This is a genomic window from Pseudomonas sp. FP1742 (assembly GCF_030687145.1).
Lineage (GTDB): Bacteria > Pseudomonadota > Gammaproteobacteria > Pseudomonadales > Pseudomonadaceae > Aquipseudomonas > Aquipseudomonas frederiksbergensis_D.
Genome location: NZ_CP117460.1, coordinates 5780448 through 5805757 on the forward strand (window position 1 = coordinate 5780448; position 25310 = coordinate 5805757).

Below are 25310 nucleotides of genomic sequence, written 5' to 3' on the forward strand. Positions count from 1 at the left end.
GCCGCCGCGTACAGTGAAGGAAGTCACGCGGCAGCGGTTTTGTACCCGTGTTTACGATTTTCCTACAACTTTGTCTGACGTACGCCACCAGTTCGGGATTTGGCCATGGCCGCCAGTCGCACGGCGACGTTGGCCGCGCCGTAACCCGCGTAGCCGTTTTTGCGCTGGATGATTTCAAAGAAGAACCGCCCTTCGAACGGCTCGGTGTACACGTGAAACAGCTCGCCACCCTGGGCATCGCGGTCGTAGAGCACGTTGAAATACGCCAGCTCGCTGAGGAACTCGTCATCGAAATCGAAGCGCGCGGCGAGGTCATCGTAGTAGTTGAGCGGGATATCCAGCAGCGGCACGCCCGCCTCTTTGGCGCGGCTGACTTCGGCAAAGATGTCATCGCAATCGAATGCAATGTGATGCACGCCGGAACCGCGATAACTCGACAGCGCGTGTGAGATCGCGGTGTTGCGGTTCTCGGAAATATTCAGCGGCAGGCGAATCGAACTGCAGCGGCTGCGCAAGGCGCGGCTCTTCACCAGACCATAGGGGTCGGGCAGCACCACTTCATCGTCGGCTTCGAAATCCAGCAGGCTTTTGTAGAACAGCACCCAACTGTCGAGGCTGTCGGCGGGCAGTGCCATGGCCATATGGTCGATGCGCTTGAGGCCACCGCTGGCCACGGCCGTCGGTTGCAGGTTGAAGTCGGTACCATAGACGTCGGCGTCCTGGTCCACCAGGTAAATCAGACTGCCGTCCGGCGCACGCACGGCGGCGAGTTCCAGCTCATTGGGGCCTACCAGTCCGCGATACGGCTGGCCTTTATAAGCCACGGCCCGCGCCAGCGCACTGGCGCTGTCCTTGACCCGCACGGCGGTGGCGCACAGCGACGGACCGTGAGCCTCGAAAAAACTGTGGGCGAAGGAATAAGGTTCGGAGTTGAGGATCAGGTTGATATCGCCTTGACGCAACAGGCTCACACTCTTGGAACGGTGTTGCCCGGCCTTGACGAAACCCAGCCGCTCCAGCCAATGGGACAACTTCGCGCCGAGGCTTTCGTCCACGGCGAATTCAAGAAACTCGATGCCGTTGTATTCGCTGGCGTCTGGGGTATCGAACAGAATGTCGCGATTGGCCACAGGCGCAGCTTCCTGCTCCAGACGCTCGCGGGTTTTCTCTTCCAGGTACAACAACGAACGCAAACCGTCGGCGGCGTTGGCCCGGGGTGGCGCGGCGCGGAAGCCGTCGTTGAAGATCTCCAGCGACAGCGGGCCGGTGTAGCCACTCTTGATGATCGGTGCGAGGAACCCCGGCAGATCGAATTCGCCCTGACCGGGGAAACAACGGAAATGCCGGCTCCACTCCAGCACGTCCATGGCCAGGATCGGCGCATCGGCCATTTGCACGAAGAAAATCTTGTCGCCGGGAATCTCGGCGATGGCGCTTGGGTCGCCCTTGAGCGACAGCGTATGAAAACTGTCCAGCAACACGCCGAGGCTCGGATGGTCGGCCTGGCGAACGATGTTCCACACCTGCTGCCAGGTGTTCACGTGCCGGCCCCAGGCCAAGGCTTCGTAGCCGATCCGCAGGCCCCGAGCGCCGGCCCGTTCGGCGAGCAGACGCAAGTCGTCGACCAGAATCCGCTCGTCGCCGATGGAGTCAGCCGAAGCGTTGCTGCACACCAGCACCAGGTCGGTGCCCAGTTCCTGCATCAAATCGAACTTGCGTTCGGCCCGCTCCAGATTGCGCGCCAGGCGATCGCGGCGGCAACCTTCGAAATCCCGAAAGGGCTGGAACAGTGTGATGGCGATCCCGAGATCGGCACACATCTGCCTGATTTCCCGTGGGCTGCCGTCGTAATAGAGAAGGTCATTCTCGAAGATCTCTACCCCGTCAAAACCGGCGGCGGCGATGGCTTCGAGTTTTTCCGGCAGGGTACCGCTCAAGGAAACGGTGGCAATGGAACGCTGCATGTGTCGACTCCCGGTGGTGGGGACATTCTTGTTGGGCAAATTATTGGCTTGACGAATCCACACAGCAATTCAAAGTGTACTACCCAGTTAGTTTTGCGGGCGATTATCGAACAAAATGGCGGTTGACGAATTGACGATTTTTCGTCCACTGCGCACCATCGACACCACATTGAGTCCGGTCATGAACCCATGGACTCGGTTACCAAAGACCCTGAACACCACATAAAAATTTCAAAAAACGGGTACACGCTCATGCGCTCATTCAACGCCTTGTTTGCTTGCTCCACCGCCCTCACGCCTCGCCTGGCGTCCATCCGAACCTTGCGCCCCCTCGGCCGAACCGCGCCGCTCGCTGGATAACACGTTGTCGTCACCTGACGAGAACACCTCAGCCGATCAATCTCAACCGCGCCCGTCGCCATCGATTGATCACGCGCCCTTGAAGTCCCGACAAGTCTTACTTGTCAGTCATTGAACGGATGGCACACACATGTTTCCTTCTCAAAGCTCTCGCGTGGCTTCGGCCCAAAGCGTCGCCACTGGCGGTATCGGCGACAAAATCCGCGGCGCCATGGCCGTCGGCAAAACCCGTTGGGGAATGCTGGCGCTGGTGTTTTTCGCCACCACCCTGAACTACATCGACCGCGCCGCCCTGGGCGTCATGCAGCCGATCCTGGCAAAAGAACTGAGCTGGACGGCGATGGACTACGCCAACATCAACTTCTGGTTCCAGGTCGGCTACGCCGTCGGTTTCGTGCTGCAAGGCCGGTTGATCGACCGGGTCGGCGTGAAGCGCGTGTTCTTCTTCGCGGTACTGCTCTGGAGCCTGGCCACCGGCGCTCATGGCCTGGCCACTTCGGCGGCGGGCTTCATGGTCTGCCGGTTCATTCTCGGCCTGACCGAAGCCGCCAACTACCCGGCCTGCGTGAAAACCACGCGGTTGTGGTTCCCTGCTGGCGAGCGCGCCGTGGCCACCGGTATCTTCAACGCCGGGACCAACGTCGGTGCGATGTTCACCCCGATGCTGCTGCCACTGATCCTTCACGCCTGGGGCTGGCAGGCTGCGTTCCTGTGCATGGCGGCGCTGGGCGGCATCTGGTTGCTGTTCTGGGGTCTGAAGTACTTCAACCCGGAAGATCACCCGAGCGTCAAACAATCGGAACTGGACTACATCCAGAAGGAAGTCGAACCGGAACAGTCCCGCGTACCGTTCTCGCGAATCCTGCGCATGCGTGGCACCTGGGCTTTCGCCCTCGCCTACTCGATCACCGCCCCGGTGTTCTGGTTCTACCTGTACTGGCTGCCGCCGTTCCTCAATCAGCAATACAACCTGGGGATCAACGTGACCCAGATGGGCATCCCGCTGATCATCATCTACCTCACGGCTGACTTCGGCAGCGTCGGCGGCGGGATCCTGTCTTCGTTCCTGATCGGTCGCGGGATCAACCCGATCAAGGCGCGACTGATGTCCATGTTCCTGTTCGCCTGCTGCATCATCGGCGTGGTCATGGCCGCTGGTTCGAGCAGCCTGTGGCTCGCGGTGTTCGCCATCTCCCTGGCCATCGGTGCGCACCAGGCCTGGACCGCGAACATCTGGAGCCTGGTGATGGACTACACGCCTAAACACATGATGAGTACGGTGTTCGGCTTCGGCGGCATGTGCGCGGCGATCGGCGGGATGTTCATGACCCAGTTGGTCGGCCACATCCTGACGGTCACCAACAACAACTACACCGTGCTGTTCACCATGATTCCGGCGATGTACTTCATCGCGCTGACCTGGCTGTACTTCATGGCACCGCGCAAGATTCCGACCGTAAAAGATTGATACACCTCCAACGCAGGCCTGACCCCGGGCCTGCGTTTTTTTATGTGTGCGATTTATCCATTTAGCCCTTTTTTCTCAAAGCCACAGAGGCACACCATGTCGCCAGGTAACTTGAGTATCGCCAAGCGTGCCGTGATCAGCTTCGGCGTCATCGCCTTGCTGGTCCTGTTGCAGGGACTGTTCGCCCTTAAACAGGTCGCGCAGGTTCGCGCCACCGGCCAGCACACTGAAAACGTCTCCCTGCCCAGCATTCGCCACTTGGGTGAAATCCGCGACTACATCCTGAGTATTCGCGTGCTCAGCCTGCGCATGGCGCTCAACCGCGATCCAAAGGTGCTCGATGCCACCGTCACACGCCTGCACCAAGTGCAGGGTTGGCTTGCAGAGACGCTGGAAAAATTCACTCCGCTGGTCGGTGATTACAACCGGGGGCCGTACGAAAAATTCGTCGCCACCGTAACCAGCTACCGCCAGGCGCTGGCGCAATACGAAGCGCTGTCGCGGGAAAACCGCAGTGAAGAAATGACCGCGTTGCTCAATGGCAAAATCCAGGACTACTCGACCCAGACCGGTGACCAGTTCGCCGAATTGATGGCGCTTTCCGCCAACGAAGTCAGCCTCTCGGCCAACCAGGCCGACGCGCTCTACAACCAGGTAAAAATCACCGTGATCGGTGCGCTGATCGCGGTCGCGCTCCTGACCCTGTGCCTGGCCTGGCTGTTGATTCGCAGCATCGTTGTGCCGATCCGTCAGGCGGTCGACGTGGCCGAACAAGTGGCCGCCGGTGACCTGAGTCAACCGATCCGCAGCCACGGCGCCGATGAAACCGCACGCTTGCTCAAGGCCCTGTCGGCCATGCAGACCAGCCTGCGGGAAACCCTGCAGTTGATCAGCGGTACGTCGACTCAACTGGCGGCCGCCGCCCTGCAGATGAATCAGAGCACTCAGCAGGATTCCAGCCGACTGCAACAGCAACACAATGAAATCGAACAGGCCGCCACGGCCGTCAACGAAATGACCGTCGCGGTAGAGGAAGTGGCGCGCAACGCGGTGTCGACTTCCGACAGCACTCGCCAATCAACGCAGCAAGCCAGCCAGGGTCAGACGCGGGTGATTGAAACCCTGGATTCGATTCAGGCGATGAGCAGCAATGCGGGCATCGCGCTGCAACAGGTTCAGACCCTGGCCGAGCAGTCCCGGGAAATCGGCAAGGTGCTGGATGTGATCCGCGCCATCGCCGAACAGACCAACCTGCTCGCGCTCAACGCCGCCATCGAGGCCGCGCGGGCCGGAGAAGCCGGGCGTGGTTTTGCGGTGGTGGCCGATGAAGTTCGGGCGCTGGCGCATCGCACTCAGCAATCCACCCGGGAGATCGAACAGATCATTGGCCGGGTTCAGGGCGATACCAACGGTGTGGTGATGTCGATGCACGACAACAGTCAGCGTGTTGCTGAAACCTTGTCGATTGCTGAACAGGCCGGGCTGGCGCTGGCAGAAATCACCCGGGCGATGGAGCAGATCCATGAACGTAACCTGGTGATCGCCAGTGCCTCGGAAGAACAGGCGCAGGTGGCCCGTGAGGTGGATCGTAATCTGCTGAACATCCGCGACCTGTCGCTGGAAAGCGCCGACGCCGCGACCCGGACCAGCGCCACCAGCCAGGAGTTGTCGCGACTGGCGGCCGGCCTGCAAAACCTGGTGGTGCGCTTCAGATTTTGACCGGCCTCAGCGGCGGCTTTGTTGCCATGCCGCCGCCAACCCGCTGCAGCAAATCACCGCGATCCCGACCACTGTGGTCAGGGTCGGCGTGTGAGAAAACAGCAACCAGCCCAGCAATCCGGCAAAGACAATCTGGCAATAGCCGAACGGCGCCAGCAGCGCGGGGGCGGCGTGGCGGAACGCCTGGGTCAGAAACAGGTGTGCCGTCATCCCGCAGGCGCCCAGTGCAATCATCATCAATCCATGCACAAGGCTTGGCACCTGCCAGAAGAATGGCACCAGTGCGCTCATCACCAAGGTGTTGCACAGGCCGGCGAAGAAGTTACTGGTGGTCGGGCTGTCGACTTCACTGAGCTTGCGGGTGAGCAATTGATAGAAGCAGAAAAACAACGCCGAACAGAGCGGCAGCAAGACTGCTGGCGTGAACAGATCACCGCCGGGGTGGACGATGATCAACACGCCGACAAATCCGCAAATCACCGCGATCCATTGGCCACGGGTGACCCGCTCACGCAGCAGTGGCACCGACAACGCGGTGACCAGAACCGGAGCGAGAAAGTTGACCGCCGTGGCTTCGGCCAGCGGGATGTACTGCAAACCGGTGGTGAAAAACAAACTGGTGCCCAACAGGCACAACGCCCTGAGCAACTGCAACGACGGCCGTTTGGTGCGCAGGACGCGCAACCCCGATTGCGGCAGAAAAATCCCGGCCATCAGCAAGGTGTGAACCACATAGCGCGCCCAGACCACCATGACGATCGGATAGAACCCCGATAGATATTTCGACAAGGCGTCGTGACTGGAAAACAGGAAGGTCGCGACGACAATCAGCAGAATCCCTTTGAAGGGTTGGTTTACACCGGAGAGCGGGGTGCTGATGGTCATTGGCAATCCTTTTTTTACATCTGAGTTCAAAAGCATCGCGGGCAAGCCACGCTCCCACAAGAACACTGGATAATCTGTGGGAGCAGCACCGCTTACCGCCGCGCCAACAATTCCCGGGTCTTATCCAGCGCCATCTGCGCCCGCTGCAACCCGCTCACGCCCTGCTCCAGCAACTTCACGGCGGGAATCTCCAGGCTTAACGGAATATCGGCCGGCAAGCACTGCAACAACCCCGCCAGATCACAATCGCCATCGCCCGGAAAACGTCGCTCGTTACGCGCCTGGCGCAAAATCTCCGCCATGTCCGTTGGCCGTGGCCCCGCGACATCGCATAACTGTGTGTACCGTAACCGTGACGGGGCAACTTTGGCCAGATCTTCCAGCCGTGAACCCGATCGGTCGAAATGAAACGCGTCCACCAACACCCCGCCGTTTTCACGGTCAGCGCTTTCGACGATACGCACCGCTTGTTCAAGATCACGGGCATCGGTCCACGGCATGAACTCCAGATGCGGGTGCAGCCCATAAGATGCCGCCAGATCACACAACCGGGCGAAGTTCTCGGTGAGTCGTTGTTCGTCGGAATCGTTACCGGCCACCAGCAATTCGCTGGCACCCAATTGCGCTCCGACCGCCAGAATCTTCTCGAAGTCGGCGACGACGGTTTGCGGTTTAAGACGCAGGATTTCAACATCCAGCACACGAATACCGGTATCGCGCAGCCGCGCCAGCGTCTCACGCCGTAAACCGACATCGGCTACCAGCGCAAAGTGATGTTCTTCGGGTGTTGCAGGTTCAAGGCGTAGTCCGACATGGCTGTATCCGGCCCGTGCTGCGACCTCGACCATCTCTGGTGGTGACAACTCCAGCACCGTCAGGCTGGCCAGGGAAAAGATCCGCTCACTCATGTTCATTCCTCGATCAACATCGGGGTGCAAGCGCGACCGGTTTGCGCGGCCTCGCGAATCGCTTCAACCAGCGCCAGGGTGCGCGCAGCATCGGCAGCACTCACCAACGGCTCGACTTCCCGGCGCGCCACACGCACGAAATGCTGCAACTGCAAACACAACGCTTCATCGGCGCTGAAACTTTCCTGCTCTGCCAGCAACGGTTGATGCCATCCGCCATCGACGTCGGTGTAGTGCCAGCGCTTGAGTTGCGGAATGCTCAATGCACCGCCCGTCCCGGCCAGCAAGTAACAGGGCTGATCGGCCTGGCGCGGATAGACCGGGTTCTCCCCGGAATCCAGCTCCCAACTCCACGGCGCCGCCACCGCGTCGGAACCGGTCAGGCTGCCCAGTGCGCCGTTGTCGAATTGCAGCAGCACCGCCGCGCAATCTTCGTTGGCAAAACCGCGCACCGCATTGCTGGTGATCGCCTGCACCTGCCGCACTTCGCCGCACAGATGCCGCAGCAGGTCGAGGTCGTGAATCAGGTTGGTCAACAACATCCCCGCACCGGGCTCGCGGCGCCACGGCGTCTCGAAATAGCTATCGGGTTTGCGCAGCTGCCAGAGCGCCGCCACCGTCGTCAGCTGGCCCAAAGCACCGCCCTGCACCAGTGCATGGGCGCGGACGATCAGCGGATTGTGCCGGCGATGATGGCCGACCAGCACCGGGACGCCGGTGGTTTTCGATGCAACCACCAGCTCACGCGCTTCATCCAGGTGCACGCCCACCGGTTTTTCCAGCAAGACCGGCACGCCGACCGCAAGGCAATCGAGCGCAGTACTGACGTGAAGCGTGTTCGGGTTGGCGACGATGACCGCGTCCGGCTTCACCTGCTCCAGCATCTGACGGTGATCCGCGAAATACCCCACGCCCCAATCCGCCGCGAGACTTGCCGCTTGTGGGCCAGGATCGGCCACCGCGCACAAGCTCGCTTCCGTCAGTGTTTTCAAATGCTGGTAATGCTGCTGGCCCATGTTGCCGGCACCGATCAGGGCGATGCGCAGGGGCGAAGTCATGGTGCGGTCCTCTTATGATTATTGTCGGAAGGGCGACCTCCAATAATTTAGAACCAGATTCCATATTCTCACATAGGCAAACCGCATAAGCGTGCGAACAGCGCACAACTTTGCAGGAACGAAACAAGATCAAAATGTGGGAGCGGGCTTGCTCGCGAAAGCGGCGTGTCAGTCGACATCAATGCTGCATGACGCACCGCTTTCGCGAGCAAGCCCGCTCCCACAATGACTGGACACAGATCGGCTTAGTTGAACAACTCCGACGCCAGACTTGCCGTCGACAGCTCTTCAGTAAACTTCAATAACAACGGCGCCAACTCATGCAGCCGCGCCCCCGGCATCCGCGCGCTTGGCCCGGCGATGCTCAGCACACCGATCACGCGACCGTCGCCGGGGTGACGCACCACCGCCGCAATTGCCGAGGTGCCCACGGCCGAACTCTCTTCGACCCAGGCGTAACCCTGCTCGCGCGCCAGGCGCAGGCGTTCCAGTAATTCAATGTTGGAGCGTGGTGCGTTCGGCCCCAGGTCTTTCGGTCGCTCGCTACCCTGGCGTTCCACCAGCGACAACGCTTCGGCATCGCTCATGCACGCCAGCCATGCATGGCCCGAGGCGGTGTAGAACAATGGCGCATCACGGCCCATGTCGGGGTCGTAGCGCAGCCCCGAGCGGGCGCCTTGAGACTTGGCGATCCAGACCTGACGCTCGCCCTCAATAACGCCAAGGCGCACCAGCTCACCGGTTTCCTCGGCCAGGCGGTCCAGCACCGGTTGCACAATATCCGCGCCACTGCTCGCCAGGTAACGAAAACCCATCGCCACCAGTTTGGTCGACAGGTGATAGCGCAGGTTCTCCGGATTCTGTCGCACGTAACCCAACCGGATCAGCTCGGCGAGCAGGCGATGAGTCGCGCTTTTAGGGATGTCCAGTTGCTCCGCCAGCGTCTGCATCGGCAGGCCGCGAGGGTCACTGGTGAGGCTTTCCAGCACGCTGAATACCCGTTCGATCTGACTGCCGGCCATGGAAGGCTCCACCTGAAATTTGGCCGATTCTAGAAGACAAACCGCGTAATGCGAAATCTGGAACCCGCTGTCCGATAACCGCCCTCTTTACGCCTTGGGTGGTTGCCGAGGTTAATCAAGCCCCTATATTTTCTGGAATCAAATTCTAAAAATAATCCGGAGCTTTTAAACGATGCCAGCCGATTCTCACTCCCATACGGACATCGAATGCGATGTGCTGATCGTCGGCTCCGGCGCGGCCGGCTTGTCCGCAGCCGTTACCGCGGCCTGGCATGGCTTGAAAGTGATCGTGGTCGAGAAAGACCCGGTATTCGGCGGCGCCACGGCGTGGTCCGGCGGATGGGCCTGGGTGCCGTGCAATCCCCTGGCCCGTCGTGCCGGCATCGTCGAAGACGTCGAGCAACCGCGCACCTACCTGAAACACGAATTGGGTGAGCGTTACGATCCGGCGATGATCGACGCATTCCTCGAGGCTGGCCCGCGAATGGTCGCATTCTTCGAGCAGCATACGTCCCTGCAATTCGCCGACGGCAACGCCATCGCCGACATCCATGGCGACACGCCGGGCGCCGGCACCGGCGGACGGTCGGTGATCGCTGCGCCTTACGACGGGCGAAAAGTCGGCAAGCTGCTCAAGCGTCTTCGCAAAACCATGCGGGAAACTTCGTTCATGGGCATGCCGATCATGGCGGGTGCGGACCTCTCGGCGTTTCTCAACCTGACCCGCTCGCTGGCGGCGGCCTGGCACGTCACCCGGCGCTTCACCCGCCATCTGTTCGACCTCGCCGTTCATGGGCGGGCGATGCAATTGGTCAACGGTGTAGCGCTGGTGGCGCGGCTGGCAAAGTCTGCCGATGACCTGGGCGTCTTGCTCTGGGAGTCGGCACCGGTGACCGAGTTGCTTTGCGAAGACAATCAGGTGCGAGGCGCGGTAGTCAGCACCGCCAAAGGCAACATCCGCATCCATGCGCGCAAGGCCGTGGTGCTCGCGGCCGGCGGTTTCGCCAATGACATCGAACGGCGCAAAGCGCTGTTCCCTCGCACACCGACCGGTCATGAGCACCTGGCCCTGCCGCCCCTCGGCGTGACCGGCGATGGCCTGCGACTGGGTGAAAGTGTCGGCGCTCGAGTCAACGCCGACATGGCGTCACCGGTGGCCTGGGCGCCGGTCTCGCAAGTGCCGTACAAGGATGGCCACGTCGGTCACTTCCCGCACATCATCGAGCGCGGCAAGCCCGGGATCATCGGCGTACTGAGCAACGGCCGCCGCTTTGTCAACGAAGCCAACGGTTACTACGACTACGTGACCGCCATGGTCGCCGCCGCACCACAGGGTGAAGAAGTCGCCTCCTGGCTGATCTGCAACCACGGTTTTCAGCGACGTTATGGCCTGGGCATCTCTCGGCCGTTTCCGGTGCCGCTGTCATCCTTCATCCGCAGCGGCTATTTGAAGGTCGGCGACACTGTCGAGGAATTGGCCAAGGCCTGTGGCATCGACCCAAACGGATTGCGCAGCACGCTGGAGGAGTACAACCGGCATGCGCGCAACGGTGAAGATCCGTTATTCGGGCGTGGCTCGACGCCCTACAACCGCAAACAGGGCGATGCGCTGCAGCAACCCAACCCGTGCGTCGCGCCGATTGAACAAGGCCCGTTCTACGCTGTGAAGATTCAGCCTGGCTGCTTCGGCACCTTCACCGGGCTCAAGGTCAACAGGCACGCGCAAGTCCTCGACGCATCCGGCCAGGCCATTGCCGGGCTGTACGCGGCGGGCGGCGACATGGCCAGCATCATGGGCGGGCATTATCCCGCCGGCGGTATCAATCTCGGCCCGGCGCTGACCTTCGGCTACATCGCAGCACGGCATATCGCCGGAATCGAGTGCGTTTGATCGACGATTCCCGAGACAAACATTCGCCCACTCGGTAAAAACCTGTCGCCCTGAAGGAATTCGCCGGGCTATCCGTGTTCAATACAAGTCTGAATTATTCCCTGCGCAGTAAAAGACAGACGACCGGACTGGCGCCGCTCTCACTGACCAGCAACACTCATCACCATATTCAAACGAGGATTTCCCCCCATGCTTTGGAAAAAAGGCCGACGCAGCGACAACGTGGTCGATGCCCGTGGCGATGATGTCGGCGGTGGGGGCGGCGGGATGCGCTTCGGCGGGGGCAAGGGCCTGAGCCTGACGGCGATCCTGTTGATCGTCGGGATCGGCTGGATCACCGGCCAGGACCCGATGCAGATCCTCGGTCAATTGACTGGGCAAATGAGCGAGCAATCGGCCCCAGCCCCCCCCCAAACCCGCAAGGCGCCACCGGCCAATGATGAAGGGGCCGAATTCGTGCGCTCGATCCTTGGTGATACCGAAGACACCTGGGGCCAGATTTTCCAGCAGGCCGGTCGGCAATATAAAGACCCGACCCTGGTGCTGTTCAGCAATCAGGTGAACTCGGCGTGTGGTCTGGCGACATCGGCGACCGGGCCGTTCTATTGCCCGGCGGACCAGAAGGTCTACCTGGACATGAGTTTCTTCCAGGAAATGTCGCAACGCTTTTCCGCCGCAGGCGATTTCGCCCAGGCCTACGTGATCGCTCACGAAGTCGGACACCACGTGCAGACCTTGCTCGGCGTTTCGGCGAAGATTCAGACCGCTCGGCAGCAGGGCCGGCAAATGGAGGGCGACGGTGGTTTGCTGGTGCGTCAGGAACTGCAGGCCGATTGCCTGGCCGGGGTCTGGGCCAACAATGCGCAGAAGCGTCTGAACTGGCTGGAACCCGGTGACATCGAGGAAGCCTTGAACGCCGCCAACGCCATCGGCGACGACCGCTTGCAACAGCAAGGTCAGGGCCGAGTGGTACCGGACTCGTTTACTCATGGCACGTCAGCGCAAAGGGTGCGCTGGTTCAAAACCGGATTTGCGCAAGGCCAGGTTGGCCAGTGCGATACCTTTGCTGCGAAGAATCTGTAATGCATAAGTGGCTGCTGGCTCTGTTGATCACCTGCGCAAGCACCCAGGCTGCCGAGCAGGGCGTCAAGACGATCAGTTCCGGACGCCTGCTGTTGAGCGCCGGCGAAATCGCGGTGGGCATTGGCCCGACACCGGCAAAAATCGAACGCGTGCTGATCATCATCCATGGTCGTTTGCGCAACGCTGAAACCTACCGCCAGAGCGCCGAGCATGCAGCCGAGCAGGCCGGGCAAAGCGCGAACACCCTGGTGCTCGCCCCGCAGTTCCTCAACGAAACCGACATCGCGAGCCACCCGGTGCCCGACAGCGTTTTACGCTGGCAGGGCAATGACTGGATGGCCGGCGGCTTATCCACAGCGCCGTTTACGCTGAGCTCCTACGCGGCGCTCGACGAAATCATCGCTCGCCTGAGTGATCGGCGACAGTTTCCGGACGTGAAGCAAATCGTCATCGCCGGCCACTCCGGCGGTGCTCAGGTGGTTCAGCGTTATGCCTTGCTGGGTCACCCTCAACCAGCCCTCGACACGGAGGGCGTGAAAGTTCGCTATGTGATCGCCAATCCTTCGTCGTACGCCTACTTCAATGAGCAACGGCCGGTGGCGTTCAGTCACGCTGGGTGTCCGAACTTCAATCGCTGGAAGTATGGCCTGACGGACTTGCCCGCCTATGCCGACGGGCAAACACCTGCGCAACTCGAAGAAAACTACATCAAGCGCGACATCGTGTATTTACTCGGGCAACAGGACATCGACCAGAATCATCCAGCGCTGGATAAAAGTTGTGAAGCCAAAGCCCAGGGCGCTTCCCGACTGATTCGCGGGCGCAACTATTTCAATTATCTGAAACGCCGCCATCCTCAAGGATTGAGTCAGCAGCTCATCGAAGTGCCTGGGGTCGGGCACAATGGGGACGGGATGTTTACCTCGCCTGAGGGGCAGAAGGTGTTGTTCGGGCAGTGAGTTTACGGTGCCTGGCAGTGCCCCTTCGCGAGCAAGCCCGCTCCCACAGTAGATTTCGGTGTACACAACATGTGTGTTCACACCGAGCAAATGTGGGAGCGGGCTTGCTCGCGAAAGCGGTTAACCCGACAACACATTCCTCAAGCCGACAGCAATTGCCGCAACTCGACGCAATCGCGCGCATGCCAATCGGTCAATTCCGGCCACGGATTATCCGGCAGGTTCACCAGCACCGTCCGTGTCCCCGCCGCCCGACCACAATCCAGATCGAACCGGTAATCACCAACCATCACCATTTCGCTCGCCGGCACCTTCCAGGCTTCGGCCAGTTTCAGTAAACCGCCAGGATGCGGTTTGGGCGGTGCTTCATCTCGGCCCAGCACATCCTCCACCGCAAAGCAGTCGGCCAGGCCGATGGCCTCCAGCGTGACATGGGCCAGCTCGCGAGCATTGCGCGTGAGAATGCCCAGACGATAACCGCGCCCGGCCAACTCACGCACCAGCTCCACCGCGCCTGGCGCGGGCTTCGACTCCAGTGCCAGATCCCGCTCGTGCTCCAGCAGCCACGCATGTTTGGCCGCTGCTTCTTCGGCCGGCAGCCCAGCGAGGTGAGTGAGGATGTCGTGTTCTGCAGGAATCGCCAACGCCACGCGGATCGCCGCGAAATCATGCACCGCGACGGTCAGGGTGCCGTCCATGTCGAACACCCAGTGCCGCACCTCGGCCAGGCTCATGCCCAATCCTTGCGATGACGAATCAGGCCTTCCTGAGTGACCGAGGCCACCAGTTGCCCGGCACGGTTGAACACGCTGCCACGGGAAAATCCGCGCGAGTTGCCGGCCCATGGGCTGTCCATGGCGTACAGCAACCAGTCATCGGCGCGCAGGTCGGCGTGGAACCACAACGCGTGATCAAGGCTGGCGACCTGCATGTCTTTCTGCCAGACCGATTTGCCGTGGGGCAGCATCGAGGTGGTCAGCAAACCGAAGTCCGAAGCGTAGGCCAGCAGGTATTTGTGCAGCGCCGGAATGTCGGCCAAGGCACCGTCGGCGCGGAACCAGACGTATTTGACCGGATCGGCAGGCTGCGGGTTGTAGGGATCTTTTTCGGTCACCGGCCGGAATTCGATCGGTTTCGGGCACAGCAGTTTTTCGCGCATGTGCTCCGGGATCAGGTGTGCGCGCTGCTGAGTGAGCTCCAATTCCGACGGCAGATTTTCCGGGCCGACCACTTGCGGCATCTGGCTCTGGTGCTGGAAGCCTTCTTCGTCGTACTGGAACGAGGCGCTGCAGGTGAAAATCGGGTTGCCCTTCTGGATCGCCGTTACCCGGCGCGTACTGAAACTGCCGCCATCGCGCACCCGATCGACCTGATACACCACCGGCAACTTCGCATCGCCCGGACGCAGGAAATAACCGTGCATCGAGTGCACATGGCGGGTTTCTTCGACGGTCTGACTGGCCGCCGATAGGGACTGGCCGAGCACCTGGCCGCCGAACAACTGACGGAAACCCAGGTCCTGGCTGCGGCCACGGAACAGGTTTTCTTCAATAGGTTCCAGGGTCAGCAGGTCTACCAGATCTTCCAACACTTGGCTCATTCAGACTCTCCTCACACAAAGCAATGCCGCGCAGTCTTGGCTGCGGCGGTCGATTCAGTTTATGGCCCGTTTCAATATGAGGGCCATTGTAAACGTCCGCGCCTGCTTATCCATGCAAGGTTTGCAGCCATTGCTCACGGGTGATGCGGTACAAAACATGCGGGCGCAGCGGATGCTCGGCGGCAAGCCGCGGGTGCTCGAAGTCATCGGCGGGGTCATGTTGCATACCGATTGCCTGCATGACTTTTTGCGAAGGCAGGTTGGTTTGGGTGGTGAACGCCACGACCTCCTGCAGCGCCAACCGGTCAAACCCGCAACGCAGAGCGGTCCACGCCGCTTCACTGGCATAACCCAGGCCCCAGTGCTCGCGGGCCAGGCGCCAGCCGATTTCGATGGCCGGAGTGAACGGCGCATCGAAGCCGACCACACCCAGCCCGGTAAACCCGATGAACGCGCCGGTGTCCTTGCGCTCCAGCGCCCAGAGGCCGAAACCATGCTCGGCAAAATGCCCACGAACCCGCCCGATCAGCGAGGCACTTTCCAGTCGACTCAAGGGTGCCGGAAAATAACGCATCACCTGTGGATCGGCGCACATCGCCGCAAACGCCGGCAAATCCTCGTCATGCCACTGCCGTAACGACAGTCGTGCGCTTTCGAGTTCCAGTATCGGCTCCATCGTGTCCTCCCCTTTCCATGCCGCAAGTCTACATCGCTGGTAGGATCCTTCCTTCATTCCTACTTTAATTCGCCATGTCGCTGCCACTGATTTACCACGAAGACTACAGCCCCGAGTTCCCGGCGGATCACCGTTTCCCCATGGACAAGTTTCGCCTGCTGCGCGATCACCTGGTGGACAGTGGTCTGACCCGCGACACCGACCTGCTGCGCCCGAACCTCTGCCCAGCGGAGATTCTCGCCCTCGCCCATGACCCTGCGTATATCGAACGCTACATGGGCGGTGAGTTGTCCCGCGAAGACCAGCGGCGACTCGGCCTGCCCTGGAGCGAAGCCCTGGCCCGACGCACGGTGCGCGCGGTCGGTGGCTCGCTGCTGGCGGCCGAACAGGCGCTGGAACATGGCTTGGCTTGTCACCTGGCCGGCGGCACGCACCACGCGCACTACGATCATCCTGCCGGGTTCTGCATCTTCAATGACCTGGCGGTGATCAGCCATTACCTGCTGGAAAGTGGCCGGGTGAATCGGGTGCTGATCTTCGACTGCGATGTGCATCAGGGCGACGGGACTGCACGAATCCTGCACAACACCCCGGAAGCGGTGACCGTTTCCCTGCACTGCGAAAAGAATTTTCCTGCACGCAAAGCTGAAAGTGACTGGGACATCCCCTTGCCCATGGGCATGGGCGATGCCGATTACCTGAAGGTGGTGGACGATGCGCTCAACTATTTGCTGCCGCTCTATCAACCGGATCTGGTGCTGTACGACGCCGGTGTCGATGTGCACAAGGACGACGCCCTGGGTTATCTGAAGCTGACCGACGAAGGCGTCGCCGCTCGCGATGAAAGCGTGATGCGCCATTGCCTGGGCCGGGATATTCCGGTGGTCGGTGTGATCGGTGGCGGCTACAGCAAGGACCGCAAGGCCCTGGCGCGCCGTCATGGCATCCTCCATCACAGCGCCCAACGGGTGTGGCAGTCATCAGGTTGTCATTGATGTATGGGTCTTTACCCACAATGCCTGTGGAACCGCCTGTGGATAACCTGAGTGAAAGGGCCTGCAGCCCATGCGGGGTATAGCATACAGAGCGGTGGTTGTTTTTTAACCACCCTTTGAAAACACCGAAGATCAAATGTGGGAGCGGGCTTGCTCGCGAAGGCGATTTAACAATCAACATTGATATCGACTGACCCACCGTTTTCGCGAGCAAGCCCGCTCCCACATGGGTCGGGGCTGCTAGAATGCGGCGCTTATTCCGCCAGACCGCAGCGCATTCCATGACCCAGCCCTCCACTTCCCTCCCCCCTCACGTCGCCATCATCGGCGGCGGCCCCGCCGGCTTGATGGCGGCTGAAGTGTTGAGCCAGGCCGGGGTCAAGGTCGACCTGTACGACGGCATGCCTTCAGTGGGGCGAAAATTCCTTCTCGCTGGGGTCGGCGGCATGAACATCACCCATTCCGAAGCCTACCCGGCCTTTCTCTCACGCTATGCCGAACGGGCGCCGCAGATAGCACCGCTGCTGCGAGCCTTCGGTGCCGAAGCCTTGTGCCGATGGATTCATGACCTGGGCATCGAAACCTTTGTCGGCAGCTCCGGCCGGGTGTTTCCCACCGACATGAAAGCCGCTCCGCTATTGCGGGCCTGGCTCAAACGCCTGCGCGATGCCGGCGTAGTTATCCACACCCGCCATCGCTGGCTTGGCTGGGATCAAAACGGTGACTTGCGCATCGACAGCCCCGAAGGCGAAAAAACCATTCAACCCGATGCGACCCTGCTGGCCCTCGGCGGCGGCAGTTGGTCGCGCCTGGGGTCGGACGGTGCCTGGATGCTGCCGCTGGAACAGCGCGGTGTAGGACTGGCGCCGTTGCAGCCGAGCAATTGCGGCTTCGAGGTGCAGGCCTGGAGCGAATTGATGGTCAGCAAATTCGCCGGCAGCCCGCTGAAAAACATCGCGATCGGCCTCAATGACGACGTGCCGCGACTCGGCGAGTGTGTGATCACTGCCACGGGAATTGAGGGCAGTTTGATCTACGCCCTGTCGGCAGCGATCCGCGAAGCGATCAATCGACATGGCTCGGCGACCGTTCACCTCGACCTGTTGCCGGGCAAGCCTGTGGATAAAATTCAGGTTGCGCTGAATAAACCGCGCGGCTCACGTTCCATGGCCAAACACCTGCACAGCCAGCTCGGGCTTGATGGCGTGAAAGCGGCGTTGTTGCGGGAGCTGACACCGGCCGACTGTTTTGCCGATCCGGCACTGCTCGCCAAAGCGATCAAGGCATTGCCGCTGACGCTGGTGAAAACCCGGCCATTGGACGAAGCCATCAGCAGCGCCGGCGGCGTGATGTTCGAGGCGATGGATGAACGTTTGATGCTCAAGCAACTGCCCGGCGTGTTCTGCGCAGGGGAAATGCTCGATTGGGAAGCGCCGACCGGCGGCTATCTGCTGACCGCGTGTTTCGCCAGTGGGCGTGCGGCGGGGTTGGGGATGGTGGAGTGGTTGCGGCGCAAGGGCTGAAGACCGAGGCGCGTCCTTCGCGAGCAAGCCCGCTCCCACATTCGACCGCGGTCCTTCAGGAAGAAGGCGATTAATGTGGGAGCGGGCTTGCTCGCGAAAGCGGTCTAACCGGCGCAGCGTTTAATCAAGGCTTGCGCTTACGCGGCCCGGTATTGAACACCGGCACTTTACGCACCGGCTTGATCGAAGGCTCCGGCGCCGACGCCTCACCGCTCTCGACCCATTTACCCAGGTTGCGCTTGCCGCCGCCGGAGGTCTTGGGCTTCTTCGGTTTTTTCGGCTTCTTGATCACCTGACCGCTGGCATCGGTATCCGGCACGCGGTGTTCAGGTTCGAAGTCCGGCTCCATCTGGCGAGTCAACGTCTGACGGGTCAACATCTCGATGGCTGACAGTTGATTCACTTCATCAGCGCAGACCAGCGAAATAGCCTGCCCGGTTGCGCCCGCACGGCCAGTACGACCGATGCGGTGGATGTAGTCCTCGGCCACGATCGGCAGGTCGAAGTTGACCACTAACGGCAAATCTTCGATATCCAGACCACGGGCAGCCACGTCGGTGGCCACAAGGATCTGCACTTCGCTGGCCTTGAAACGATCCAGCGCCCGCTGACGAGTTGCCTGGGGTTTGTCGCCGTGGATGCCGTCGGCATTGACGCCCAGGCCCTGGAGTTTTTCCACCAACGCGTCTACGCCGTTGCGGGTCTTGGCGAACACCAGCACCTGCTTCCACTTGCCCTTGCGCATCAAGTGAACGAACAACTCCGGCTTGCGCTTCTTGTCCACCGTCACTACCCACTGTTTAACAGTGTTGGCGGCCACGTTGCGCGGGCTGACTTCGACGCTCAGCGGGTCGTTGAGCATTTGCCCGGCCAGCATGCGGATCGCATCGGAGAAGGTCGCGGAGAACAGCAGCGTCTGACGTTTCTTCGGTAGGGCTTTATAGATATTCCCCAGCTCCTCGGAAAAGCCCAGATCGAGCATGCGATCGGCTTCGTCCAGCACCAGGGTTTGCAACTGGTTGAACTTGAGCGCGTTCTGGCGGAACAGATCGAGCAAACGGCCCGGGGTCGCCACCAACAGGTCGACGCCTTTGCGCAGCTTCATCATTTGCGGGTTGATGCTGACGCCGCCGTACACCGCGTAGGTGCTCAACGGCAGGTTCTCGGCGTACTGGCGCACAGCTTCGTGAACCTGCTCGGCCAGTTCGCGGGTCGGCACCAGGATCAGCGCGCGCACGGAGTTGGCGCTGACTTTCGGCCCTTCCATGGCCAGCAATTGCAGCAGCGGCAAGGCGAAACCGGCGGTTTTGCCGGTGCCGGTCTGGGCCGCGGCCATCAGGTCGCGACCGGCCAGCACCGCCGGAATCGCTTGCGTCTGAACCGGCGTCGGGGTCTGGTAGCCAAGCGTCTCGAGGGCGCGCAGCAAGGGTTCGATCAGGCCAAGGGTGGCGAAAGTCATGGGAGTACCGTAGGAAAATTCAGCGCGTTTGTGCGAAACAAGTGTGCAATGGCGCGCAGTTTACCCTAATTCGCGCGGGATTCTGTCGGCACCGCTACGGCAGGGGCTGGCCGATCTGTACCACGGCGCCACTGTGGCAACCCGATCAACACCACGGCACTGATGATCACCGCCATCGCCAGTGCTTCTTCGATACCGATGGTCTCGCCGACAAATACGATCCCCAGCAACACCGCCACCGCCGGATTGACGTAGGCATAACTGGTGGCCGCGGCCGGACGCACGTGTTTCAACAGGTACATGTAGGCGTTGAAGGCGATGATCGAACCGAAAATGGTCAGGTACGCCAGCGCCGCCCAGCCTTCGATCGGCGGCAGACTTTCCAGACGCTCGCCACTCACCGCGCTGCCGATCAGCAACACCACGCCGCCCACCAGCATCTCCACGGCACTGGCCATCGCGCCCTGGGGCAACGGCAAGTGTTTGCTCCACACCGAGCCGAAGGCCCAGGACGCCGCCGCGAACACCAGCAACGCCGCGCCCAATGGGCTCGATTGCAGGTTGGAACCGAGGTTGAGCATGGCAATGCCGATCAGCCCGAGCACAATCCCGGCCCATTCGAGACGGGTATTACGCGCGCCCCAGAAATATCCGCACAGCAAGGTAAACAGCGGCACCGTCGCCACCGCCAACGCAGCCACGCCAGAGGCCACGCCCGTATGCTCGGCGACGCTGACCGCACCGTTACCGCACGTCAGCAGCAAAATCCCGATGATCCCCGCCGCTTTCCATTGCGCCCAGGTCGGTGCCGGCGCCCCGCGCCAGCGCAGGTACGCGTACATCAATGTCCCGGCGATCACGAAGCGGATACCGGCGAGCAACAACGGCGGCCAGTACTGCACGCCGATGCGAATCACCAGGTAGGTCGATCCCCAAATCACGTACAGCGCGAAAAAAGCAGCGATCAGCGGTAAGGAAAAGCGGCGTAGGCCAGGCATGGGCAGCTCGAGAACAAGACAAGGAGAGCCGCTATTCTAGAAAGGCCAACGACAGAAAATAAGTTACAAAACCTGTTTATAGCGCCGGTACACTTTTCAAAAAACGGAGTTCGGCGCTATAAACCGTGCTTTCGAAAGTCAGTCATTTTTCAGGAATGCCGCGATGGACAAATACGACCGCATGCTCCTCAGCGCCCTGCTGGAAAACGGTCGTGCGTCTTACGCCGATCTGGCGCGCAAGGTGAACCTGTCCGCTCCGGCGGTGGCCGAACGCGTCGCCAAACTCGAGGCTTGCGGGGTGATCACCGGCTACCAGGCAAAAGTCGACCTGTCCAAAATCGGCCTGCCGATCCAGTGCGTCATCGAACTGCGGCTGAACCAGCACGGTAACCAGAAAACCTACGACGAACTGATCAAAATCCCACAGCTGACCGAGTGCCATCGCGTCACCGGCGATCCGTGCGTGATCATGCAAGCGGCGGTGGGCTCGATGCCGGAGCTGGAAGAGTTGATCAACCGGATCGCCACGTTCGGGTTCAGCAAGACCTCGATTGTGTTGTCGAGTGCCATCGAAAAGCGCGTGCCGTTGGGTCAACTGGAGGGGAATGGCAAATAGTTCTCCAGGGGGCTTCTGTCAGAACCCGCGATACCGCTTCAAATGCTCATTGATCTTCGCCGCCGGCACTTTCTGCAGGCTGCACAACAGATCATGGGACAACTCGCGCAACCCATGCTTTTGCCGCAGCTCTTGCGCCAGATGCGCCGTCAGGTTGGCGGCCATTTCCGCATCGGCCATGGCCCGGTGAGCCTTGCCGGTATTGGGCAGGCTGGCGAAGGTGGTGAGGGTGCCGAGTTTGTGGTTCGGCGCGGCGGGCATCAGGCGGCGGGCGAGTAACAGCGAGCAGGCAAAGTTCTGCAAGCGTGTACGTTTGATTCGCCCGAGCTCGTAGTCCCAGAACTTCTGGTCGAACGCAGCGTTGTGCGCCAGCAGCGGCGTGATGCCGACGAATTCGTTGACCTCGTTCATCACCTGCTCGGCCGAGGGTGCGGTGCGCAGCATGGCGTTGCTGATGCCGGTCAGTTGTTCGATGAACGCCGGCACCCGCACGCCGGCATTCATCAGGCTTTGGTAACGCTCGACGATGCGCCCCTGTTCAAGAATCACCACGGCAATTTCCGTGGCCCGGCAGCTGCTGCTCGGGGAGATCCCGGTGGTTTCAAAGTCGATGACTGCTATGCGTTCCAAACCTGTTTCAACTCCTTAAAAATCAATTCTTGAGCAGCAACGCGCCTTCGATCGGCACATAACGACTGGCGGCGCGGATCAGCGAATTGGCCGTCAGGCCCGGCACGCCATAGGCCACAGCCTGCACGCCGTGCTTGGCGATGATGCGCTCCAGCAGCATGTCGAAATCACCGTCGCCGGAAGCCAGCACCACTTCGTCGACATGGTCGGCGGCATCCATGATGTCGAGGGTGATGCCCACGTCCCAGTCGCCTTTGGCCGAACCGTCGCTACGCTGGATATAGGGCTTGAGCTTCACGATGAAGCCGAGGTTGCGCAGGATCTGCTGAAACTGCTGCTGCTTGCTGTCGCCACGATCGATCGCATAGGCATAGGCCTCGACGATCTGCCCCTGTTTGCTGACGTCAGCCCACAACGCGGCGTAGTTGAAGTGGCAGCCATAGGCCTGACGCACGGTGTAGTAGAGGTTCTGGACATCGACGAACACTGCGATTTTTTTCACCGCACATCCTCTCAGCGCGCTGGCGCGCGGGGTCTTGGCGCACAGGCGCGAGGGCTGGATCAGGCTCCAGGCCCGAAAAGTCGCCCAGTATGCCAGCCCGATGGATTGTTCCGCGAACAATCGGCCCGGAGCGCCATGGCGCTCCGGACGAATGGCAGGTCAGATGAAGGAGTCGTCATCATCGCCGCCGAAGAACGATGAACTTCCATCGTCGTAATCCGTGTCGACGAAACCGCCCTGATCGCTGGAGTTGTCAGCCACGCGCTGATCATTGCCCCAATCGCTGTCACTCTGATCGTTGACCTTGGCTGGTTCTTCTTTGATGACTTCAACCACTTCCGGCTGCTGATTGTGATGAAACAGGCTGCTGATGCCTTGCGCCAGCATCACGCCACCGGCCACGCCCGCTGCAGTTTTCAGCGCCCCACCGAGGAAACCGCTGCCGACAGGCTGTTGCGGTGCGTAATTCTGCTGAGGTGGCGCTCCGAAGTTCTGCTGAGGAGCCGGCGCACCGAAGTTCTGCTGCGGCGGCTGCGAGCTGAACGATGGCCGCCCCGGTTCACGCCAGCCGCCGCTTGAAGGGACAGCGCTTTGAGTTGGCGCAGGTTGCGGGTCACGGGAAGCCCCGCCGAAGATGCTCGACAAAAAGCCGCCGCTGCTCGGTGCCGGTGCCGCCGTCTGGGCCTTGGCCTGTTGCAGTTCGGCCTGCAATTGCTGGACTTGCTGGGTAAGTTGCTTGTTCTGTTCGTCGAGGCTCTTGATGGCTGCCTCTTGCACCAGAATCGCCTGGGTCATGAAATAGCCCGCCGCTGGCTGGCGAGTCAGGTGCTCCTTGATCCGCGCCTCGGCCTGGGCGTCGCGCGGGGCTGAGTCCGTTTCGGCCTGTTGCAGCCGGGAAAACAGTCCATCGATCAGGGTTTGTTCTTCGCTGTTCATGGCGACCTCGTAGATTGCCGAGAAAATCATTGCCCTCATCCACCGTGGATAAGGTGCTCACCAGTAATGGGGCTGATACAGGATGTTTCAATGACCTTTACCGAACGTTTACGTTTGCGCCCCGAAGGGGTTGATCGGTTAAAGTGAGGCACTGCTTTCAACCTGCGATACCGACTGATGAATTCGTTCGATGTACTGCGTGACTCTCTGTATTTCTTCAAGCGCAATCTGAGCCAGATCGTGCAGCTGTGCCTGCCGCTGGTGATTGTCGAGGCGCTGCTGCAACAAGTGGTCGACCACTCCACCGGGCCGGACAGTTTCGCCGGCATCAGTGTGATTGTCGGCTTGCTGGTATATCCGCTATACACCGCAGCGCTGATCCTGTTTCTCGATGCCCGCAGCCGTGGCGAATCGCCGCGCACCCGCGACCTGCTGGCAGCCGCCGCGTCTCTTTGGCCGCGCTTCGCCGTACTGACCGCCCTCAATACGTTGCTGATCCTTATCGGCCTGTCGCTGTATTTCCTGCCGGGTATCTGGCTGATGGTGACGCTGGCGTTCGGCGAGTACCTGTTGGTGCTGCGCGGCCTGGCACCGCTGGCCGCGATGAAGGAAAGCCTGCGCCTGACCCGTGGGCATTTCATGCGCATTCTGGTGTGTATTCTGTGCGTGATGGGCCCGCTGTGGGTGCTCAAGGGCGCGACGCTGGCGGTTTACCCCGAGCCACAGAACCCGGTGATCTCACTGCTGATCGACAGCGCTCACAGCTTTCTGCAACTGTTCACCAGCGTGGTGCTGTTCCGTTTGTTCATGCTGATTGGCGACGCGTCCGAGAAATCTGATGAGCGGCTCTGACCGCTCTACCCTTGGGCTTGGGCGCTGCTCTCGGTTATGCTCGGGGTCAATTCTGTAACGCGATAAGCCGAGCCATGCCCCGTCTACTGCGCTACACCCTGCTGGGCCTGCTGATCACCATCGGCCTGTTTGCAGTGCTGATCTACAGCCTGACCTGGCGTCCCGAGGCCAAGGAAGCGCTGCCGGTCAGTTGCAACGCCCAGGTGCCGACGCTGGTGCGCGGTCAGGCGCTGAAGGTAATGACCTGGAACGTCCAGTACCTGGCCGGCAAGCGCTACGTATTCTGGAATGATCTGGCCGCCGGAGATGACGAGCGCCCTACGCCTGAAGACATGGCCTTCAGCCTCGACGAGGTGGCGCGAGTGATTCGTGACGAGCAACCGGACATCGTGCTGCTGCAGGAGCTCGATGATGGCGCCAAGGCCAGCGACTACCAGAACCAGTTCAAACTGCTTCAGGATCGGGTCACCGACCTGTATCCGTGCACCGCACAGGCCTTCGACTGGAAAGCCGACTTCGTACCTGAACCGCACATCTTCGGCAGCGTTGGCCGGCAACTGGCAACCCTGAGCCGCTACCAGATCGAACACGCCGAACGCCTGCAATTACCGATCGCACCGGCCAACTTCATCAGCCGTCAGTTCAAGCCGAAAAACGCCTTGCTGGTCACATACCTGCCAGTCAGCGAAGGCGGCCAAATGGCCGTGCTCAACACCCATCTGGACCGCGCCACCCAGCCCGACGACACTTCGCAAACCCAGGTGACAGCCGTGGCCAAGGTTCTCGACAAGTACGAAAGCCGCGGCACGCCCTGGTTGATCGGCGGCGACTTCAATCTGTTGCCGCTGGGCCAGTATCGACGCCTTGCCGCCGAGCAACGCACGCCCTACTCCGCCGACAGCGCGCTGCATGTGCTGTGGGACAAATACCCGATGATCCCCACCAACAACGAAGCCAGCGGTATCGACCGGGCGCAATGGCTGACCCATTACCCGAATGACCCCACCTTGAATGGCCCGGACCGCACCGTCGACTACCTGTTTTACAGCCCGCGCATCAAACGGGTCGAAGCACGGGTGCGGCAGGACGATACGTTGCGCATATCCGATCACTTGCCGGTGATTGCACGGTTTCTGTTGCCGGTCGCGCCTTAGGTCAAAAGCTTCGCGAGCAAGCCCGCTCCCACATGAGATCTTCAGTGAGTAC

The 25310-nt window shown here is 60.9% G+C and carries 22 protein-coding genes and 2 pseudogenes; 11 read left to right on the plus strand and 13 right to left on the minus strand.

Translation table 11 applies throughout. The features are described from left to right. Positions 1-62: 62 nt before the first annotated feature. Positions 63-1964 carry a 3-dehydroshikimate dehydratase QuiC gene (gene quiC / locus PSH64_RS26205; RefSeq protein ID WP_105343691.1) on the minus strand — a complete coding sequence of 634 codons (1902 nt, stop codon included), beginning with the start codon at positions 1962-1964 and terminating at the stop codon, positions 63-65. Between the two features lie 490 nt (positions 1965-2454). Here quiC and PSH64_RS26210 point away from each other — a divergent pair, with 490 nt between their 5' ends. From PSH64_RS26210 to PSH64_RS30565, 3 genes and pseudogenes are all read left to right on the plus strand, one after another. Beyond that, on the plus strand, positions 2455-3792 hold the full coding sequence (locus tag PSH64_RS26210) for an MFS transporter (RefSeq protein ID WP_105343689.1): 1338 nt from the start codon (positions 2455-2457) through the stop codon (positions 3790-3792). Between the two features lie 96 nt (positions 3793-3888). After that, positions 3889-4608, plus strand: a pseudogene (locus PSH64_RS30560) (MCP four helix bundle domain-containing protein); the annotation flags it as partial. 303 nt (positions 4609-4911) lie between these two features. After that, positions 4912-5511: pseudogene (locus tag PSH64_RS30565) on the plus strand (methyl-accepting chemotaxis protein); the annotation flags it as partial. Between the two features lie 6 nt (positions 5512-5517). Here the strand turns inward: PSH64_RS30565 and PSH64_RS26220 are convergent. From PSH64_RS26220 to PSH64_RS26235, 4 genes are all read right to left on the minus strand, one after another. Beyond that, complete coding sequence (locus PSH64_RS26220) at positions 5518-6396, minus strand: DMT family transporter (RefSeq protein WP_105343685.1); 879 nt, start codon at positions 6394-6396, stop codon at positions 5518-5520. A 92-nt stretch (positions 6397-6488) separates the two neighbouring features. Further along, positions 6489-7304, minus strand: a complete 816-nt coding sequence (locus PSH64_RS26225; protein WP_305479154.1) for a sugar phosphate isomerase/epimerase — start codon at positions 7302-7304, stop codon at positions 6489-6491. Between the two features lie 2 nt (positions 7305-7306). Beyond that, complete coding sequence (locus PSH64_RS26230; RefSeq protein WP_305479155.1) at positions 7307-8362, minus strand: Gfo/Idh/MocA family protein; 1056 nt, start codon at positions 8360-8362, stop codon at positions 7307-7309. A gap of 245 nt (positions 8363-8607) precedes the next feature. Then, on the minus strand, positions 8608-9384 hold the full coding sequence (locus tag PSH64_RS26235) for an IclR family transcriptional regulator (RefSeq protein WP_105343680.1): 777 nt from the start codon (positions 9382-9384) through the stop codon (positions 8608-8610). Positions 9385-9556: 172 nt separating this feature from the next. Here PSH64_RS26235 and PSH64_RS26240 point away from each other — a divergent pair, with 172 nt between their 5' ends. The 3 genes from PSH64_RS26240 to PSH64_RS26250 all read left to right on the plus strand — a co-directional run bounded on the left by PSH64_RS26240 (position 9557) and on the right by PSH64_RS26250 (position 13317). Further along, the gene (locus PSH64_RS26240; protein WP_305479156.1) at positions 9557-11275 is read left to right on the plus strand and encodes an FAD-dependent oxidoreductase; all 1719 of its coding nucleotides are present in this window, start codon (positions 9557-9559) and stop codon (positions 11273-11275) included. A 189-nt stretch (positions 11276-11464) separates the two neighbouring features. Next, a complete protein-coding gene (locus tag PSH64_RS26245; protein WP_305479157.1) occupies positions 11465-12358 on the plus strand; it encodes a neutral zinc metallopeptidase in 894 nt (297 codons plus the stop codon). Then, complete coding sequence (locus tag PSH64_RS26250; protein ID WP_305479158.1) at positions 12358-13317, plus strand: alpha/beta fold hydrolase; 960 nt, start codon at positions 12358-12360, stop codon at positions 13315-13317. Before PSH64_RS26245 ends, PSH64_RS26250 begins: the two co-directional genes overlap by 1 nt. 140 nt (positions 13318-13457) lie before the next feature. Here PSH64_RS26250 and PSH64_RS26255 read toward each other — a convergent pair whose 3' ends face one another. The 3 genes from PSH64_RS26255 to PSH64_RS26265 form a co-directional block, all read right to left on the minus strand. Further along, positions 13458-14051: an HAD family hydrolase gene (locus PSH64_RS26255; RefSeq protein WP_305479159.1), complete on the minus strand. Its 594-nt coding sequence runs from the start codon at positions 14049-14051 to the stop codon at positions 13458-13460. Continuing rightward, complete coding sequence (gene tesB, locus PSH64_RS26260) at positions 14048-14917, minus strand: acyl-CoA thioesterase II (protein ID WP_105343673.1); 870 nt, start codon at positions 14915-14917, stop codon at positions 14048-14050. Before tesB ends, PSH64_RS26255 begins: the two co-directional genes overlap by 4 nt. Before the next feature lie 106 nt (positions 14918-15023). Further along, on the minus strand, positions 15024-15593 hold the full coding sequence (locus PSH64_RS26265; protein ID WP_105343671.1) for a GNAT family N-acetyltransferase: 570 nt from the start codon (positions 15591-15593) through the stop codon (positions 15024-15026). Between the two features lie 74 nt (positions 15594-15667). On the opposite strand from PSH64_RS26265, the gene PSH64_RS26270 reads away from it, so the two are divergent. Together PSH64_RS26270 and PSH64_RS26275 are read left to right on the plus strand one after the other, a co-directional pair. Then, positions 15668-16588 carry a histone deacetylase gene (locus PSH64_RS26270; protein ID WP_305479161.1) on the plus strand — a complete coding sequence of 307 codons (921 nt, stop codon included), beginning with the start codon at positions 15668-15670 and terminating at the stop codon, positions 16586-16588. Positions 16589-16869: 281 nt separating this feature from the next. Then, positions 16870-18111, plus strand: a complete 1242-nt coding sequence (locus tag PSH64_RS26275; RefSeq protein ID WP_181150675.1) for a TIGR03862 family flavoprotein — start codon at positions 16870-16872, stop codon at positions 18109-18111. A gap of 124 nt (positions 18112-18235) precedes the next feature. Here PSH64_RS26275 and PSH64_RS26280 read toward each other — a convergent pair whose 3' ends face one another. Both PSH64_RS26280 and yedA read right to left on the minus strand, forming a co-directional pair. Further along, complete coding sequence (locus tag PSH64_RS26280; protein ID WP_105343666.1) at positions 18236-19570, minus strand: DEAD/DEAH box helicase; 1335 nt, start codon at positions 19568-19570, stop codon at positions 18236-18238. A gap of 65 nt (positions 19571-19635) precedes the next feature. After that, positions 19636-20568 (minus strand): drug/metabolite exporter YedA, encoded by a 933-nt coding sequence (yedA, locus tag PSH64_RS26285; RefSeq protein WP_105343664.1) that lies wholly within the window; start codon positions 20566-20568, stop codon positions 19636-19638. Between the two features lie 163 nt (positions 20569-20731). Between yedA and PSH64_RS26290 the strand changes: the two genes are divergently transcribed. Continuing rightward, positions 20732-21184, plus strand: a complete 453-nt coding sequence (locus tag PSH64_RS26290) for an Lrp/AsnC family transcriptional regulator (RefSeq protein ID WP_096479505.1) — start codon at positions 20732-20734, stop codon at positions 21182-21184. 18 nt (positions 21185-21202) lie between these two features. On the opposite strand, the gene PSH64_RS26295 is transcribed toward PSH64_RS26290, so the two are convergent. From PSH64_RS26295 to PSH64_RS26305, 3 genes are all read right to left on the minus strand, one after another. Next, positions 21203-21814 (minus strand): PolC-type DNA polymerase III, encoded by a 612-nt coding sequence (locus PSH64_RS26295; RefSeq protein WP_018925784.1) that lies wholly within the window; start codon positions 21812-21814, stop codon positions 21203-21205. A 22-nt stretch (positions 21815-21836) separates the two neighbouring features. Continuing rightward, on the minus strand, positions 21837-22316 hold the full coding sequence (locus tag PSH64_RS26300) for an NYN domain-containing protein (protein WP_305479162.1): 480 nt from the start codon (positions 22314-22316) through the stop codon (positions 21837-21839). A gap of 159 nt (positions 22317-22475) precedes the next feature. Then, positions 22476-23252, minus strand: coding sequence for a DUF2076 domain-containing protein (locus PSH64_RS26305; protein ID WP_105343898.1), 777 nt, complete (start codon positions 23250-23252; stop codon positions 22476-22478). Positions 23253-23429: 177 nt separating this feature from the next. On the opposite strand from PSH64_RS26305, the gene PSH64_RS26310 reads away from it, so the two are divergent. Both PSH64_RS26310 and PSH64_RS26315 read left to right on the plus strand, forming a co-directional pair. Then, a complete protein-coding gene (locus PSH64_RS26310; RefSeq protein WP_305479163.1) occupies positions 23430-24104 on the plus strand; it encodes a YciC family protein in 675 nt (224 codons plus the stop codon). Positions 24105-24178: 74 nt separating this feature from the next. Further along, the gene (locus PSH64_RS26315; protein ID WP_305479164.1) at positions 24179-25258 is read left to right on the plus strand and encodes an endonuclease/exonuclease/phosphatase family protein; all 1080 of its coding nucleotides are present in this window, start codon (positions 24179-24181) and stop codon (positions 25256-25258) included. Positions 25259-25310 lie beyond the last annotated feature (52 nt).